The sequence below is a fragment of the Mycobacterium sp. genome (assembly GCF_050700595.1).
GTDB lineage: Bacteria > Actinomycetota > Actinomycetes > Mycobacteriales > Mycobacteriaceae > Mycobacterium.
Genome location: NZ_JBOHHI010000060.1, coordinates 16646 through 32089 on the forward strand (window position 1 = coordinate 16646; position 15444 = coordinate 32089).

14 protein-coding genes and 1 pseudogene are annotated in these 15444 nt (G+C 67.7%); 8 read left to right on the forward strand and 7 right to left on the reverse strand.

Translation table 11 applies throughout. From position 1 onward, the window contains the following. Window positions 1–15 precede the first annotated feature (15 nt). From ACRDTL_RS05935 to hemE, 4 genes are read right to left on the reverse strand one after another with little or no spacing between them, the layout of a single operon-like run. The gene (locus tag ACRDTL_RS05935; RefSeq protein ID WP_431505789.1) at window positions 16–759 is read right to left on the reverse strand and encodes a class I SAM-dependent methyltransferase; all 744 of its coding nucleotides are present in this window, start codon (window positions 757–759) and stop codon (window positions 16–18) included. After that, complete coding sequence (hemQ, locus tag ACRDTL_RS05940) at window positions 756–1451, reverse strand: hydrogen peroxide-dependent heme synthase (RefSeq protein ID WP_431505790.1); 696 nt, start codon at window positions 1449–1451, stop codon at window positions 756–758. The genes ACRDTL_RS05935 and hemQ overlap by 4 nt, the downstream gene beginning before the upstream one ends. A 4-nt stretch (window positions 1452–1455) precedes the next feature. After that, on the reverse strand, window positions 1456–2814 hold the full coding sequence (locus ACRDTL_RS05945; protein WP_431505791.1) for a protoporphyrinogen oxidase: 1359 nt from the start codon (window positions 2812–2814) through the stop codon (window positions 1456–1458). Continuing rightward, the gene (gene hemE, locus ACRDTL_RS05950; protein ID WP_431505792.1) at window positions 2811–3860 is read right to left on the reverse strand and encodes a uroporphyrinogen decarboxylase; all 1050 of its coding nucleotides are present in this window, start codon (window positions 3858–3860) and stop codon (window positions 2811–2813) included. The genes ACRDTL_RS05945 and hemE overlap by 4 nt, the downstream gene beginning before the upstream one ends. A gap of 82 nt (window positions 3861–3942) precedes the next feature. Here hemE and ACRDTL_RS05955 point away from each other — a divergent pair, with 82 nt between their 5' ends. The 4 genes and pseudogenes from ACRDTL_RS05955 to ACRDTL_RS05970 all read left to right on the forward strand — a co-directional run bounded on the left by ACRDTL_RS05955 (window position 3943) and on the right by ACRDTL_RS05970 (window position 6910). After that, complete coding sequence (locus ACRDTL_RS05955; RefSeq protein WP_431505802.1) at window positions 3943–4068, forward strand: hypothetical protein; 126 nt, start codon at window positions 3943–3945, stop codon at window positions 4066–4068. Window positions 4069–4077: 9 nt separating this feature from the next. Beyond that, window positions 4078–4899, forward strand: coding sequence for an enoyl-CoA hydratase/isomerase family protein (locus ACRDTL_RS05960; protein WP_431505793.1), 822 nt, complete (start codon window positions 4078–4080; stop codon window positions 4897–4899). A gap of 91 nt (window positions 4900–4990) precedes the next feature. Next, a pseudogene (locus ACRDTL_RS05965) lies at window positions 4991–5640 on the forward strand (DUF3000 domain-containing protein). Window position 5641: 1 nt separating this feature from the next. Then, entirely contained in the window at window positions 5642–6910 is a 1269-nt protein-coding gene (locus tag ACRDTL_RS05970) for an HRDC domain-containing protein (RefSeq protein WP_431505794.1), read from the forward strand. 71 nt (window positions 6911–6981) lie between these two features. Here the strand turns inward: ACRDTL_RS05970 and dxs are convergent, their stop codons facing one another. Beyond that, entirely contained in the window at window positions 6982–8895 is a 1914-nt protein-coding gene (gene dxs / locus ACRDTL_RS05975) for a 1-deoxy-D-xylulose-5-phosphate synthase (protein WP_431505795.1), read from the reverse strand. Window positions 8896–8958: 63 nt separating this feature from the next. On the opposite strand from dxs, the gene ACRDTL_RS05980 reads away from it, so the two are divergent. After that, window positions 8959–9402: a CBS domain-containing protein gene (locus tag ACRDTL_RS05980; RefSeq protein ID WP_431505796.1), complete on the forward strand. Its 444-nt coding sequence runs from the start codon at window positions 8959–8961 to the stop codon at window positions 9400–9402. Window positions 9403–9427: 25 nt separating this feature from the next. Continuing rightward, a complete protein-coding gene (locus ACRDTL_RS05985; RefSeq protein WP_431505797.1) occupies window positions 9428–10717 on the forward strand; it encodes an SLC13 family permease in 1290 nt (429 codons plus the stop codon). A gap of 56 nt (window positions 10718–10773) precedes the next feature. On the opposite strand, the gene ACRDTL_RS05990 is transcribed toward ACRDTL_RS05985, so the two are convergent. Next, on the reverse strand, window positions 10774–11952 hold the full coding sequence (locus ACRDTL_RS05990; RefSeq protein WP_431505798.1) for a class I SAM-dependent RNA methyltransferase: 1179 nt from the start codon (window positions 11950–11952) through the stop codon (window positions 10774–10776). Then, the gene (locus tag ACRDTL_RS05995) at window positions 11949–13940 is read right to left on the reverse strand and encodes an APC family permease (protein WP_431505799.1); all 1992 of its coding nucleotides are present in this window, start codon (window positions 13938–13940) and stop codon (window positions 11949–11951) included. Before ACRDTL_RS05995 ends, ACRDTL_RS05990 begins: the two co-directional genes overlap by 4 nt. A 131-nt stretch (window positions 13941–14071) precedes the next feature. Here ACRDTL_RS05995 and ACRDTL_RS06000 point away from each other — a divergent pair, with 131 nt between their 5' ends. Then, window positions 14072–14743 (forward strand): potassium channel family protein, encoded by a 672-nt coding sequence (locus tag ACRDTL_RS06000; protein WP_431505800.1) that lies wholly within the window; start codon window positions 14072–14074, stop codon window positions 14741–14743. A 106-nt stretch (window positions 14744–14849) separates the two neighbouring features. After that, a partial coding sequence (locus tag ACRDTL_RS06005; protein ID WP_431505801.1) for a potassium channel family protein occupies window positions 14850–15444 on the forward strand: 595 nt, incomplete at its 3' end.

Genomic DNA, 15444 nt, shown 5'->3' on the forward strand with positions numbered 1-15444 from the left:
AAGTCTCGCGGGCAGTCAGTCCACCCGGGTTGCGTGGACTTCCCAGAACGGAGCGTGCGCGCGACCACCTTCCAGCCACGGCTCGATGATCCGGAACCGCTCGGCAATCGGCTTGATCTGCTCAGCCTGATCGGGGTTGCGGGCGAGCATCATCTCGAAGCTTTCGGTGCTGAGGTTGACCTGGTAGGTGGTCGGTCCCAGATAGCTGATCTCCCAACCGGCGTCGGGAAATACCTGCCGGAAGTCGTCCTCGGACAGCGAACGCGGCATGCGGAAGCCGTTGACGTTGTGCGGACCGAACTCGAACATGTACAGCCGCGCACCGCGCTTGGTGACCCGGTGCAACGCCCGCGCATAGGACTTCTGTAACTCCTTGTCCTCGCTGAAGGTGTGGTAGAAGGCGCAGTCGACGACTGTGTCGAAGCGGTTCTCGAGCCCGTCCAGCTTCGTCGCGTCGGCCAGCTGAAAGTTCACCGACACCCCGGCCTTGCGCGCGTTCTCCCGGGCGCGCTCCAGCCCGGCCGCCGACGCGTCGATGCCGGTGGCCGAGTAGCCCTTCGACGCGTAGTAGATCGCGTGATGTCCGGGTCCGGTGCCCGGGTCGAGAACCTCGCCCTTGACCGCGCCCAGCGCCACCAGTTGCTGCACGACCGGTTGCGGGCCGCCGATGTCCCACGGGGTGGCGATCGGTAGACCGTGCGAAATCCGGTCATCTCGGTACATCTCTTCAAAACGGCTGGGATCGACGGGAGTAGTCATGGCAACGAGTTCACCAGTTGCTCCACCGCCACCCGCGGCCCGGTGAAAAACGGTGTCTCGGCGCGGGTGTGGCGCCGGGCGTCGGTGGCCCGCAGCTCGCGCATCAAATCGACGATGCGGTGCAACTCGGGCGCCTCGAACGCCAGGATCCACTCATAGTCGCCCAGTGCGAACGCCGGCACCGTGTTGGCCCGGACGTCCTTGTACTCGCGGGCGGCCATCCCGTGCTCGGAGAGCATCCGACGGCGTTCCTCGTCGGGCAGCAGATACCACTCGTAGGACCGCACGAACGGATACACACAGATGTAGGCGCCCGGCTCCTCGCCGGCCAGAAACGCCGGGACGTGGCTCTTGTTGAACTCCGCGGGCCGATGCAGCGCCACACTGCTCCACACCGGTTCACATGCCCGGCCCAGCGTGGTGGTGCGTCGAAAATCGGTGTAGGTGGCCTGCAGCGCTTCGACCCGTTCGGCGTGGGTCCAGATCATGAAGTCCGCGTCGGCGCGCAGACCGGCGACGTCGTAGAGGCCGCGCACCACCACGCCGCGTTCTTCCTGCTGCTTGAGGAAGGTGGCCGTCTCGTCGACAACCCCGGTCCGATCATCCCCGAGCGCCCCGGGGCGCACCGAGAACACCGAAAACATCAGGTAGCGCAGGGTGGAGTTGAGGGTGTCGTAGTCCAGGCGGGCCATGGCTCTATCGTGCCACGGTCGCGTTGATCGGCTTGATCAGCCCAGCCACCGCCCGGCCCGCCGCCGCGACACACGCCGGCACTCCGACGCCGTCGAGGAAGTTGCCGGCCACCGCCAGTCCGGGCGGCAGCCCGGCCCGCAGCTCGGCGACCAGGCCGGCGTGGCCCGGCCCGTATTGCGGCATCGCGTCGGGCCAGCGCCACACGTGTGCGTCCACCGGCTTGACGGCCAGCCCGAACACGGTCTCGAGGTCTTGCACCGCGAAGGTCAGCAACTCGTCGTCGGTGGCGCTGCAGGCCAGGTCATCGCCGAGTCGCCCGAACGACAGCCGCAGCAGTTCCACCCCGGTACGAGTCCCCCATTTGCGCGACGACAACGTAATCGCCTTGGCGTGCAACCGTTCTCCGGTTGCCACCAGAACTCCGGACTGTTCCGGAAAAACGGTGTCGACCGCGAGGGCCACCACCGCCGACGACGCGCTGACGATCCGCCCGGCCGCCGCGGCGGTGCGCGGGGCGATACAGGCCACCAGGCGGGCCAGCTGCGGGGCTGCAACGGCCAGGATCACCGCGTCGGCGTGCCGGTGCGCGTCGTTGTCGTCGTCCAGCATCCAGCCCTGTCCGGCGCGCTCGATACGCTGCACCGCCGCCTGCACCCGGTGCAGCCGGCTGCGGCGCGCCAGCTCGTCGACCAGCACGCGGTAGCCGCCGTCCACCGCGCCGAACACCGGGTCCCCGGTGACCGGCGGCAACGCCCGTCCGACGGCCTCGGTCAGGCTGGCCGCGCCACCGTCGAGGGCAGCGGCCAGCGCCGGGGCCGCCGAGCGCAGCCCGATGGTGGCCGCCGTACCCGCATACACTCCGCCGAGCAGCGGGTCCACCGAGGCGGCGACCACCTGCTCGCCGAACCGGTCGGACACCAACTCCGCCACCGCCGGATCGCTGCCCGGTTGCCAGCGCAGCGGCCGGTCGGGTTCTGCGGCGATGCGCGCCATCGTCGCCTCGTCAACCAGCCCGGTCATCGACTGTGCCGACGACGGGATCCCGCTGACGGTGTCCGGCGGCAGCGGATGCAGCCGCCGGCCGCTATAGATCAGCGGCCGCGCCCCGGTGGTGCCCAATTGCCGGTCGGCCAGACCCAGCTCGGCCAGCAGCGCCGGCACTTCGGGACGGCGCACCACGAACGCCTCGGCGCCGACGTCCATCGGGGCTCCGCCGACACACTCGGTGCGCAGCACCCCGCCGAGCCGGTCGGCCGGGTCGAACAGCGTGATCGTTGCGTCCTCACCAGCGGCCTGCCGCAACCGGTAGGCCGCTGTCAATCCCGAAATTCCGCCGCCGACAACGCAATACGAACGGGTCATAGCGAGTGGACCAGCGACGCCAGCTCGGTCAGCACGTCGGGATCGGTGTCCGGCAATACCCCGTGCCCGAGGTTGAACACATGTCCGGACACGCCGGCTTCGACGGCACGCCGCCCGTCGTCGACCACGGCGCGCGCCGCCCGCTCGACCACCGGCCAGCCGGCCAGCAGCACCGCGGGATCGAGGTTGCCCTGCAGGGCAGTGCCGGCCTCGACCCGCCAGGCGGCGTCGATAAGCGAGGTCCGCCAGTCGACACCGACAACCGTCGCACCCGCGGTCGACATCGCGCCCAGCAGTTCGGCGGTGCCGACCCCGAAGTGCGTCATCGGCACGCCGCACCCGGCCAGCGTGCCGAATACCCGTGCGCTGTGTGACTGCACGTAGCGGCGGTAGTCGGACAGCGACAGGGCACCCGCCCACGAGTCGAACAGCTGGATGGCGTCCACCCCGGCGTCGAGTTGCACCCGCAGGAAGCCGACGGTCATGTCGGTCAGCTTTTCCATCAGCGCATGCCAGCTGTCCGGTTCGGACAGCATCATCGCCTTGGTGTGCGGGTGATGGCGGCTCGGCCCACCCTCGATCAGGTAGGACGCCAACGTGAACGGCGCACCGGCGAAGCCGATCAGCGGGACATCGCCGAGCGCGTCGACCAGCAGCCCGACGGCATCGGATACCGGCTGGACCCGTTGCGGGTCAAGAGGTTTCAGCGCGGCGATATCGGCCGCGGTGCGCACCGGCGACGCGATGACCGGCCCGACGTCTGCGACGATGTCCAGGTCGACGCCGGCACCGAGCATCGGGACCACGATGTCGGAGAACAAGATCGCCGCGTCGACGCCGTGGCGCCGCACCGGCTGCAGGGTGATCTCGCAGATCAGCTCGGCGTCGAAGCAGGCCGCCAGCATGGGGTGCCGGGCTCGCAGCGCCCGGTACTCGGGCAGCGAGCGGCCGGCCTGCCGCATGAACCACACCGGCACCCGGTGCGGCTTGCGGCCCGCGGCCGCAGCCAGATACGGCGACTCGGGAAGGTCGCGACGGGTACTCATTACGGTCAATGCTGCCACGACAAGTGTGTGCGCGGCCGTTTTGGGGAATGCGCGTACGCGACTTTCCGGAAGGAGACGGTTGATGTTGCTGATCAGCGCCAACCCGGCGCTGACGATCATGGCCCTTGCGTCGCGGCTGGCCGAACGCATCGTCGGCGGAGACATCAAAATGGATGCCGCGCTAGGTGCCCGATCGGTGCGTGCGTAACATCCAGGTATGCCAGTGCGCCACCCCCCGGTTAACTACGACGAGTTTCCCAGTCTGCGAATCGAATCCGGCGAGGACGGCGTGCTGCAGGTGATTCTCGACGCGCCCGGGCTGAACTCTGTCGGGCCGCAGATGCACCGGGATCTCGCCGACATCTGGCCGGCGATCGACCGTGACCCCGACGTGCGCGTGGTCCTGGTCCGCGGCGAAGGCAAGGCCTTCTCCTCCGGGGGCAGCTTCGACCTGATCCAGGAGAGCATGGGTGACTTCCCCGACCGGATGCGCATCATGCGTGAGGCCCGCGATCTGGTGCTGAACATCGTCAACTTCGACAAGCCGGTGGTTTCGGCGATTCACGGGCCGGCCGTCGGCGCGGGCCTGGTGGTAGCGCTGCTGGCCGACGTGTCGGTGGCCGGTCGCACCGCCAAGATCATCGACGGGCACACCAAGCTGGGGGTGGCCGCCGGCGATCACGCCGCGATCTGCTGGCCGCTGTTGGTCGGCATGGCCAAAGCGAAGTACTACCTGCTGACCTGCGAACCGTTGTCCGGTGCGGAGGCCGAGCGGATCGGCCTGGTGTCGACCTGCGTCGACGACGAGGAAGTGCTCGCCACCGCGACCCGCATCGCGGGGGATCTGGCCCGCGGCGCCCAGTCCGCGATCCGCTTTACCAAGCACAGTCTCAACCACTGGTACCGGATGTTCGCGCCCGCCTTCGAAACCGCCCTCGGCCTGGAGTTTCTCGGATTCACCGGGCCGGACGTCGCAGAGGGTCTGGCCGCGCACCGCGAGAAACGACCAGCGCGTTTTTCCGCCGACACCCGCCCGTAGCCGGGTAGCCCGCCCCCCGATTGCGGCGCGCCTGTCCTCGCGTGTCGGCGGTTAGGTCTAGCGTCAGATGTCGTGACCTGCGCCGGTGACGATGCAGTGCGGGTACCGCCTGCTTGCGGGGGACGAAGCGAATGAGGAGGAGCGGCGCTTTTGACGTCAGCCGAACCGGTGGCATTCCGCGAGGCGGTGGCGGCGATGAATGCGGCCACCGTGCGGCCGGAGATCGAGCTGGGCCCGATCCGGCCGCCGCAGCGTCTCGCGCCGTTTAGCTACGCACTGGGCGCGGAAGTCAAGCATCCAGACGCCACGACGGTCCCGGACGGCTCCGAGGGCCCAGACGTGGGAGCCTTCGGCCGGCTTATCCTGCTCTACGACCCGGACGGGGCTGACGCGTGGGACGGCACCATGCGATTGGTCGCCTACATCCAGGCCGACCTGGACTCCAGCGAAGCCATCGACCCGCTGCTGCCGGAAGTGGCGTGGAGCTGGCTGGTGGACACGCTGGAGGCGCGCGCCGAACATGTCACCGCCCTCGGCGGCACGGTCACCGCCACCACCTCGGTGCGTTACGGCGACATCTCCGGACCGCCGCGCGCTCACCAGCTGGAGCTACGCGCATCCTGGACCGCGCTCACTCCCGAGATCGGTACTCAGGTCGAGGCGTTTTGCGAGGTGCTCGGGCACGCCGCGGGGCTGCCGCCGGTCGGCGTGACCGACCTGGGTTCGCACTCCCGCGCCTGACATGTGCCCCGAGCCTTCTCAAGCGGCGCCGACTCAGCCCGACAGCACGGAACCCGACGCCACCCCGCTGCTGCATCCCGCCGGGGGGGTGCCGGACCTCTCGGTGACAACCGGCGAGATCGAGGCGGCCGCGCAGCGGCTGGCCGGCGGGCGCGGGCCGTTCGCGGTCGACGCCGAGCGGGCGTCGGGCTTCCGCTACTCCAATCGCGCCTACCTGATCCAGATCAGGCGAGCCGGCGCGGGAACCGTGTTGGTCGATCCGGTCAGCCACGGCGGCGACCCGGTGCGCGTACTGCGCCCCGTCGCGGGAGCGCTCGCCTCCGACGAGTGGATCCTGCACGCCGCCGACCAGGATTTGCCCTGCCTGGCCGAGGTCGGCTTGCGGCCGCCGGGGTTGTACGACACCGAACTGGCCGGGCGGTTGGCCGGGTTCGAAAGGGTCAATCTGGCCGCGATGGTCCAGCGGCTACTGGGTCTGAGCCTGGCCAAAGGACATGGAGCGGCGAACTGGTCCAAGCGTCCGCTGCCGGCGGCATGGCTGAACTATGCGGCCCTCGACGTCGAAGTCCTCATCGAACTGCGCGCGGCGATCTCCGAAGTATTGGCGGAGCAGGACAAAACTAGTTGGGCTGCAGAGGAATTCGAGTATTTGCGCACGCTGAGCGCCCGGGACGTCACGCCCTCGACCCGGCGCGACCGCTGGCGACGCACGTCGGGCATCCACAGGGTGCGCAACCGAACCGGGCTGGCCGCGGTCCGCGAACTGTGGACCACCCGCGACAAGATCGCCCAACGCCGTGACATCGCACCGGGGCGCATCCTGCCCGATTCGGCGATCATCGACGCCGCCAGCGCCGACCCGAAGACCGTCGACGACCTCATCGCGCTGCCGGTGTTCGGCGGGCCCAGGCAACGTCGCAACGCGCGAATCTGGTTGGCGGCGCTGCAAGCCGCCCGGGAAAGCCCCGATGCGCTGGAAGGGGCCCCGCCCAACGGTCCGCCGCCGCCGGGACGCTGGCTCAAGCGCAGACCGGAAGCCGCGGGGCGACTCGACGCGGCCCGCGCCGCGCTCACCGACGTATCGGAGCGGGTCGCGGTGCCGACGGAAAACCTGATCTCCCCCGACCTGGTGCGACGGCTGTGCTGGGACTGGGACAGCGGCGACGAGCAGGTCATCGACGAGTTTCTGGGTGCCGGCCAGGCCCGGTCCTGGCAGCGTCAGCTGGTGGTGGGGGTGCTCGCTGCGGCGTTGCGACAGAACGCCGATTAGTGGTGGCGAGCAGACGCAAAATCGCCTAATTTCACGACGAAATAGGCGATTTTGCGTCTGCTCGCCAGGCCTTAGTCCAGGTGCTCGCGGATCTCGGCCTCGGTTACAGCGTTGCCCAACGCCGCGACCCAGCCGGTTACCTGGCGGGCCACATCCTGGGCGGTCAGGCCCGCCGCGGCGAGCACCTCACCGCGCGACGCATGGTCGTAGAACTGCTGCGGCAACCCGACGTCGCGGCAGGGCATGTCGATCTCCGCGCGCCGCAACGCCGCCGAGACCGCCGAGCCCACGCCGCCGGCCACGCCGTTGTCCTCCAGCGTGACGACCAGCTTGTGCGTGACGGCCAAATCGCATACCGCGTCGGAGACGGGCAACACCCACCGCGGGTCGAGCACCGTCACCCCGATGCCCTGGTTGCGCAGCCGCTCGGCGACCGCCAGCGCCATCGATGCGAACGCCCCGACCGACACCAGCAGCACGTCGTCGCCCAGCCCGTCGGCCGGCGGCGCGAGCACATCCATCCCGGAACACCGCTTGATCGCCGGAATGTCGTCGCCCACATCGCCTTTGGGGAATCGGATCGCGGTCGGGCCGTCGTTGACGTCGAGTGCTTCGCCGAGCTCTTCACGTAGCCGGGTAGCATCCCGCGGCGCGGCCACTCGCATGCCGGGCACGATGCCCAGCACCGACAAGTCCCACATGCCGTTGTGGCTGGCTCCGTCGGGACCGGTAATCCCGGCCCGGTGGAGCACCATGGTGACCGGCAGCTTGTGCAGCGCCACGTCCATCATGATCTGGTCGAATGCCCGGTTGAGGAACGTCGAGTAGATGGCCACCACCGGGTGCAGCCCGCCCATCGCCAGCCCGGCCGCCGACGTCATCGCGTGCTGTTCGGCGATGCCGACGTCGAACAACCGGCCGGGGAACCGCTGCCCGAACGCCGTCAATCCGGTGGGGCCCGGCATGGCCGCGGTGATCGCGACGATGTCGCGGCGTTTGGCGCCGAACTCGATCAGCGCTTCGGTAAAGGCGGCCGTCCAACTCGGCCCCGCGACCGTGGTGGCCGACCCGGTCGCCGGGTCGATCACTCCGCACTGATGCATTTGTTCGGCCTCGTCGTTCTCGGCCGGCGGGTAGCCCATGCCCTTGTGGGTTACGACGTGCACCAGCACCGGGCCACCGAAACCGCGGGCACTGCGCAGCGCCGCCTCCACGGCGTGCTCGTCATGGCCGTCGACCGGACCGACGTACTTCAGCCCCAGGTCGGTGAACAACAACTGCGGCGACAACGCATCCTTGATGCCGGCCTTGACGCCGTGCATGACCTGGTAAGACAGCTCGCCGATAACCGGCACACCCCGCACCGCGGTGCGGCCCCTCCGCAACAGGTGCTCATAGCCGGGCTGCAGCCGCAGCGCGGCCAGATGATCAGCGAAGCCGCCGTACGTCGGCGCGTAGCTGCGGCCGTTGTCGTTGACCACCACCACCACCGGACGTCGGGCCGCGGCGATGTTGTTCAGGGCCTCCCAGCACATACCGCCGGTAAGCGCCCCGTCGCCGACCACCGCCACCACATGCCGGTTACGGTGTCCGGTCAGCTCGAATGCTTTGGCCAAGCCGTCGGCGTAGGACAATGCGGCACTGGCATGGCTGGACTCCACCCAGTCGTGCTCGCTTTCGGCGCGGGACGGATACCCCGACAGCCCATCTTTTTTGCGCAGGGTCTCGAAATCGGCGCTGCGGCCGGTCAGCATCTTATGCACATAGGCCTGATGGCCGGTGTCGAAGATGATCGGGTCGTGCGGCGAGTCGAATACCCGGTGCATCGCCAGCGTCAGCTCGACGACGCCCAGGTTAGGCCCCAGATGTCCCCCGGTGGCGGCGACCTTGTGGATCAGAAATTCGCGAATCTCGCGAGCCAGGTCACGCAGGTCCGCTTGTGTCAGGTGCTGCAGATCAGCGGGCCCGCGGATCTGTTCAAGCATTTTGTCAGTGTACGCAGGCACGGGGTGGCCCGACGACCACCGGTGTCGACGTATCGTCGCCCTATGCGCGCCGAGGAAATCGCCGAGGAGTTTCCGGTCGTCACCGTCGACTCCGACGCGCTCGATGCCGCCCGCATGCTTGCCGAGCACCGCCTGCCCGGAATCGTGGTCACCGATACGTCCGGCCAGCCGTATGCGGTCCTGCCGGCTTCTCAAGTGGTGCGGTTCATCGTGCCGGGCTACGTGCAGGACGATCCCTCGCTGGCCGGTGTTCTCAACGAGTCCGTCGCCGACCGGGCTGCCGACAGGCTGGGCGGCAAGACCGTCCGCGACGTGCTGCCCGAGCACCTGCTCAACGTGCCGGCAGCGAATGCCGACGACACCGTCATCGAGGTGGCCGCCGTCATGGCGCGGCTGAGAAGCCCGTTGATTGCCGTGATCAAGGACGGCAAGTTACGCGGGGTGATCACCGCATCGCGCCTGCTGGCCGCGGCGTTGAAACGTTGAGTGACGCGGTCGCAGCGTGCATCCGATGACCATCATTGCGGTCATTGTTTTCGTGGTCGCCTACGCGCTGATCGCCGGCGACCGCGTCAACAAGACATTGGTGGCGCTGGCCGGCGCTGCGGTCGTGGTCTGCTTGCCGGTGATCCGGTCCGACGACGTCTTCTATTCGCGCGAAACCGGAATCGACTGGGACGTCATCTTTCTGCTGCTGGGCATGATGATCATCGTCAGCATCTTGCGCCAGACCGGTGTTTTCGAATACATCGCCATCTGGGCCGCTAAACGCGCCGGCGGCTCCCCGCTGCGGATCATGATCCTGCTGGTGCTGGTAACCGCATTCGCTTCGGCCCTGCTGGACAACGTCACTACCGTGCTGCTGATCGCACCGGTCACGCTGTTGGTCTGCGACCGACTGGCGATCAACGCGGCACCGTTCCTGATGGCCGAGGTCTTCGCATCGAACATCGGTGGCGCCGCAACGTTGGTCGGCGATCCGCCGAACATCATCATCGCCAGCCGGGCCGGCTTGACGTTCAACGCATTTCTGGCGCACATGACGCCGATCGTCGTCATCGTGATCGTGGTCTTCATCACGCTGCTGCCGCGTTTATTTCGGGGCTCGTTCAGGGTCGATGCCGGGCGCGTCGCCGACATCATGTCGCTGGAGGAACGCGAAGCGATCCGCGATCCGCGGCTGCTCATCAAATGCGGTGTCGTTCTGGTATTGGTGTTCGCCGCATTCGTCGCGCACTCGGCGCTGCACATGGAGCCATCGGTGGTGGCACTGCTGGGTGCGGGCGTCCTGGTGGTGATCTCCCGGCTGGAGCGGTCCGATTACCTGTCCAGCGTCGAGTGGGAGACGCTGTTGTTCTTCGCGGGCCTGTTCGTCATGGTCGGCGCGCTGGTGAAGACCGGCGTCATCAACGAGTTGGCGCGATCAGCGACCGAAGCAACCGGTGGCAATGCGTTGCTCACCGTGCTGCTCACCCTCGGCGTCTCGGCCCCGATCTCCGGGATCATCGACAACATCCCCTACGTGGCGACGATGACACCGATCGTCAGTGAGCTGGCCGCATCCATGCCGACTCAAGCGCACTCAGATGCCTTGTGGTGGGCGCTGGCGCTCGGCGCTGACTTCGGCGGCAACCTGACTGCGGTGGGCGCCAGCGCCAACGTCGTCATGCTCGGGATTGCGCGTCGCTCAGACAATCCCATCTCGTTTTGGGAGTTCACCCGCAAGGGCGCACTGGTGGCCGTGGTATCCATCGCGCTCAGCGCAATCTACCTGTGGCTGCGGTACTTCCTGCTGGGTTAGGTTGCACCAGGTCGGATTGCCCGCCTCCTCCTCCCGCCGCTGCGCCGCGCGCATCGTCACCGGGCGCGGGTCAACAGCGCAACGCACTCCACGTGGTGGGTCAGCGGGAACGAGTCGAATACCCGGATTTGCTCGACGACGTAGCCATGGCCGTGGTAGAGGCCGATGTCACGGGCGAAAGACGCTGCGTCACAACCGATATGCACTATCTGCCGAACTCCCCCTTCGGCCAGCAGGTCGATGACCTCACGTCCGGCACCTGAGCGCGGGGGATCCAGGACGGCCACGTCTGCGCGCCGACGTTGCGCGGCAAGGGCCCGCCGCACCGAATCGTTGATCACACCCACCTGCGCCAGATCGGCCAACGCGTCGCGCGCGGCCCGCGACGCCGCCCGCGAGGTGTCGACGGTCAGCACGCGTCCCGACTCCCCCACCGCTTCGGCCAGCGCCGCGGCGAACACGCCCACACCGCCATAGAGATCCCAGGCAGTCGTCCCGGTACCGGGTTGAGCCCAGTCGATGACCAGCGCGCTGTAGATTTCCGCCGCGTCGCGGTGAGCCTGCCAGAAGGCGGTCACCGGCACCCGCCAGCTGCGGTGCCCCACCCGCTGCACGGCCGCAGGGTTGCCCTCCACCACCTCTGTGAAGGTCCGCCCGCCCTGCCGCACGGTGTGCACCACGTGCCGGTCACCGTCGTCGTCGACGACGACATTCAGATGGGCGGCCGGCGGCCAATCCGCCGATGCCAGACCATCGGTCATCCCGGCGGCCAGCTGGCCGCAGCGCAGGTCGGTGACCAACTCGTCGCTGTGGTAACGGTGAAAGCCGGCACGACCGTCCGGCCCGACCTCGAGCCGGACCCGGGTACGCCAACCGGTCGGGCCGGCAATCGGTTCGGCGTCACCGCGCCAGCGGTAACCGCCCAGCCGCTCCAGCTGATTGGCCACCACCTCGGCCTTGAGGGCTCGCGCCGCCGCCGGCTCGGCGAAAGCCAGATCGCAACACCCCGCGCCGTCCACCCCGGCGATCGGACACAGCGACGGTATCCGATCCGCCGACGGCTCGACCACCTCGAGGGCCTCGGCGTGCCAGTACGAACCGCGCTCCGCCGTGACCCGCACCCGAACCCGTTCGCCGGGCAGCGCGTAGCGGACGAACACCACTCGACCGTCGTGGCGCGCCACACAGCTTCCCCCGTTCGCCGGCGCGCCCGCTGTCAGCGTCAGTTCGGTCAATCGAAGATCCCACGGCGGGTGTCACCGGGTGCGACATGCGGCTGGAACGTCTTGAGCCGCTCCGACGAAGTCAATTGCCAGGGAACGGAAGTCACCATCACATTGGGCATGAACAACAGTCGGCTCTTGAGTCGTAGCGCACTCTGGTTATGCAGAACCTGTTCCCACCAATGGCCCACGACATACTCCGGAATGAACACCGTGACCACGCTGCGCGGCGACTCCTTGCTTACTCGTTTGACGTAATCGAGCACCGGACGGGTGACTTCGCGATATGGCGAAGCGATCACCTTGAGCGGCACGCTGATATCACTGTCCTCCCACTTGCGCACCAGCTCGCGGGTTTCCGCATCGTCGACGCTGACGGTGACGGCCTCCAGCGCATCGGGGCGGGTGGCCCGCGCGTAGGACAGCGCGCGCAGCGTCGGCAAATGCAGCTTTGACACCAGCACCAGCGCGTGGTTGCGGCTGGGCAACACCTGATTGTCTTCGGCGGCCTGGTCCTCCAATTCTTGGCTGACGGTGTCGTAATGGCGGCGGATCAACTTCATCATCAAAAAGAGCGCCGTCATCGCGACAATGGCGATCCATGCCCCGGCGACGAACTTGGTGATCAGCACGACGAACAGCACCGATCCGGTGGACAAAAAGCCGATCGTGTTGACCACCCTCGAGCGCATCATCCGGCGTCGCAGGGCCGGATCGGTCTCGGTACGCAGTAGTCGGGTCCAGTGCCGGACCATGCCGATCTGGCTCAGCGTGAACGAGATGAACACGCCGACGATGTACAGCTGAATCAGCGCGGTGACCTCTGCGCGGAACGCAATGATCGCCGCCAGTGCTGCCACCGACAAAAACACGATGCCGTTGGAGAAGGCCAGTCGGTCCCCGCGGGTGTGCAATTGGCGGGGCAGATAGCTGTGTTGGGCCAGCACCGAACCCAGCACCGGGAAACCGTTGAATGCGGTGTTGGCCGCCAGCACCAAGATCAGGGCCGTCACCGCGGCGATCAACAGAAATCCGATATGGAAGCTGCCGAACACCGCCTCGGCGATCTGCGCGACCAAAGTCTTCTGGTTGTAATCCGGTGGCGTGCCCGCCAACTGTCTTTCCGGATCGTCGACCATCTGGACCCCGGTCTTCTCGGCCAGCACGATGATGCCCATCAGCAAGGTCACCGCGATCAAGCCCAGCATCAGCAGCGTCGTCGCGGCATTGCGCGACTTGGGTTTCCGAAATGCCGGTACCCCGTTGCTGATCGCCTCCACACCGGTCAGTGCCGCGCACCCCGAAGAGAACGACCGGGCCACCAGGAACACCAACGCGAAACCGACGACCTTGCCGTGCTCGGAATGCATTTCGAAGCCGGCGGATTCGGCCCGTAGCGGATCGCCCAGCACGTAAATCCGGAACAGCCCCCAGGCAAGCATGATGGCCACCCCGACGATGAACGCATAAGTGGGGACGGCAAACGCCACACCCGATTCACGGACACCTCGCAGGTTCATCGCCGTCACCAGCAGAATCGCGCCGACCGAAAACAGCACCCTTTGGTCGGCCACGAACGGGATCGCCGAGCCGATGTTCGACATCGCCGATGCTGTCGAGACAGCCACGGTGAGAACGTAATCCACCATCAGTGCACTGGCGACTGTCAAACCCGCGGTGGCGCCGAGATTGGTGGTGACCACTTCGTAATCACCGCCACCGGACGGATAGGCGTGTACGTTCTGCCGGTAGCTGGCCACCACGATCAGAAAGACCGCGGCCACCGCCAGCCCGATCCACGGCGTCAACGTATAGGCGGTTATACCGGCCACCGAGAGCATCAGGAAGATCTGTTCAGGACCATAAGCCACCGAGGACAGCGCGTCCGAAGAGAACACCGGCAGGGCGATCCGTTTCGGCAGCAGAGTGTGGCTCAGCCGATCGCTGCGGAACGGCCGACCCAGAACCAGCCGGCGTGCCGCGGTCGAAAATTTGGACACGAGAGCCAAGAGTAAGCCCACCGGGCACGGACGGTAGCGTTCCCTGGACGAGAATGTTCCGGGGCCGAATCGGCTGACCAACGTGGTTGCCGATCGGCCCCGACGACCAGGCACAGCCGAGAGGGCCTCAGGTGCGGGTAGTAGTGATGGGGTGCGGACGGGTGGGTTCGTCGGTGGCCGATGGGCTGTCCCGGATCGGCCACGACGTTGCGATCATCGACCGCGACGGCACCGCGTTCAACCGGCTCAGCCCGGATTTCGCCGGTGTGCGCGTGCTGGGGCTGGGCTTTGACCGCGACGTCCTGCTGCGGGCCGGCATCGAGGAGGCCGACGCCTTCGCCGCGGTGTCGTCGGGCGACAACTCCAACATCATCTCGGCGAGGCTGGCCCGGGAAACCTTCGGCGTGCAGCGCGTTGTCGCGCGGATCTATGACGCCAAACGCGCCGCGGTCTACGAGCGACTGGGCATCCCGACCGTTGCCACCGTGCCGTGGACCACCGACCGCCTGCTCAACGCGCTCACCCGGGAGGCCGAAACCACCAAGTGGCGGGACCCGACCGGCACCGTCGCCGTCGCCGAGGTCGTGCTGCACGAAGACTGGGTGGGACACCGGCTCACCGACCTGGAGGCGGCCACCGGCGCGCGGATCGCGTTTTTGATCCGCTTCGGCAGCGGGTTGCTGCCCGAGCCGAAGACCGTCATCCAGGCCGGCGACCAGGTCTACATCGCCGCAATATCCGGCCGCGCCGCCGAGGCGCTCGCCATCGCCGCCCTGCCGCCCAGCGAGGACCTGGAGCCATGACGCGCCGACGACGAAGATGCCGGCCTGGCCGGGATCGAGGAGTGGCGCACATCTACAGCGCCGACGACGAAGACGCCGGCGTAGCCGGGGTTGAGGAGTGGCGCAAATGAAGGTCGCGATCGCCGGAGCCGGCGCGGTCGGCCGCTCCATCGCCCGGGAACTGCTCGAGAACGGCCACGAGGTGAGCCTGATCGAGCGCACCCCCGAACATCTCGACGTTGACGCCATCCCGGCCGCGCATTGGCGGCTCGGCGATGCCTGCGAGCTGAGCTTGCTGGAATCGGTGCACCTGGAGGATTTCGACGTCGTGATCGCGGCCACCGGCGACGACAAGGCCAACGTGGTACTCAGCCTGCTGGCCAAGACCGAATTCGCGGTGCCCCGGGTGGTGGCCCGGGTCAACGACCCGCGCAATGAATGGCTGTTCACCGACGCCTGGGGCGTCGACGTGGCGGTCTCCACCCCGCGGATGCTGGCCTCGCTGGTCGAGGAGGCCGTCGCGGTGGGAGACCTGGTGCGGCTGATGGAGTTCCGCAAAGGGCAAGCCAACCTGGTGGAGATCACGCTGCCCGACGACACGCCGTGGGGCGGCAAACCGGTGCGCAAATTGCAGCTGCCACGGGACGCCACGCTGGTGACGATCCTGCGCGGGCCCCGGGTCATCGTGCCGGAGGCCGACGAGCCGCTGGAGGGTGGCGACG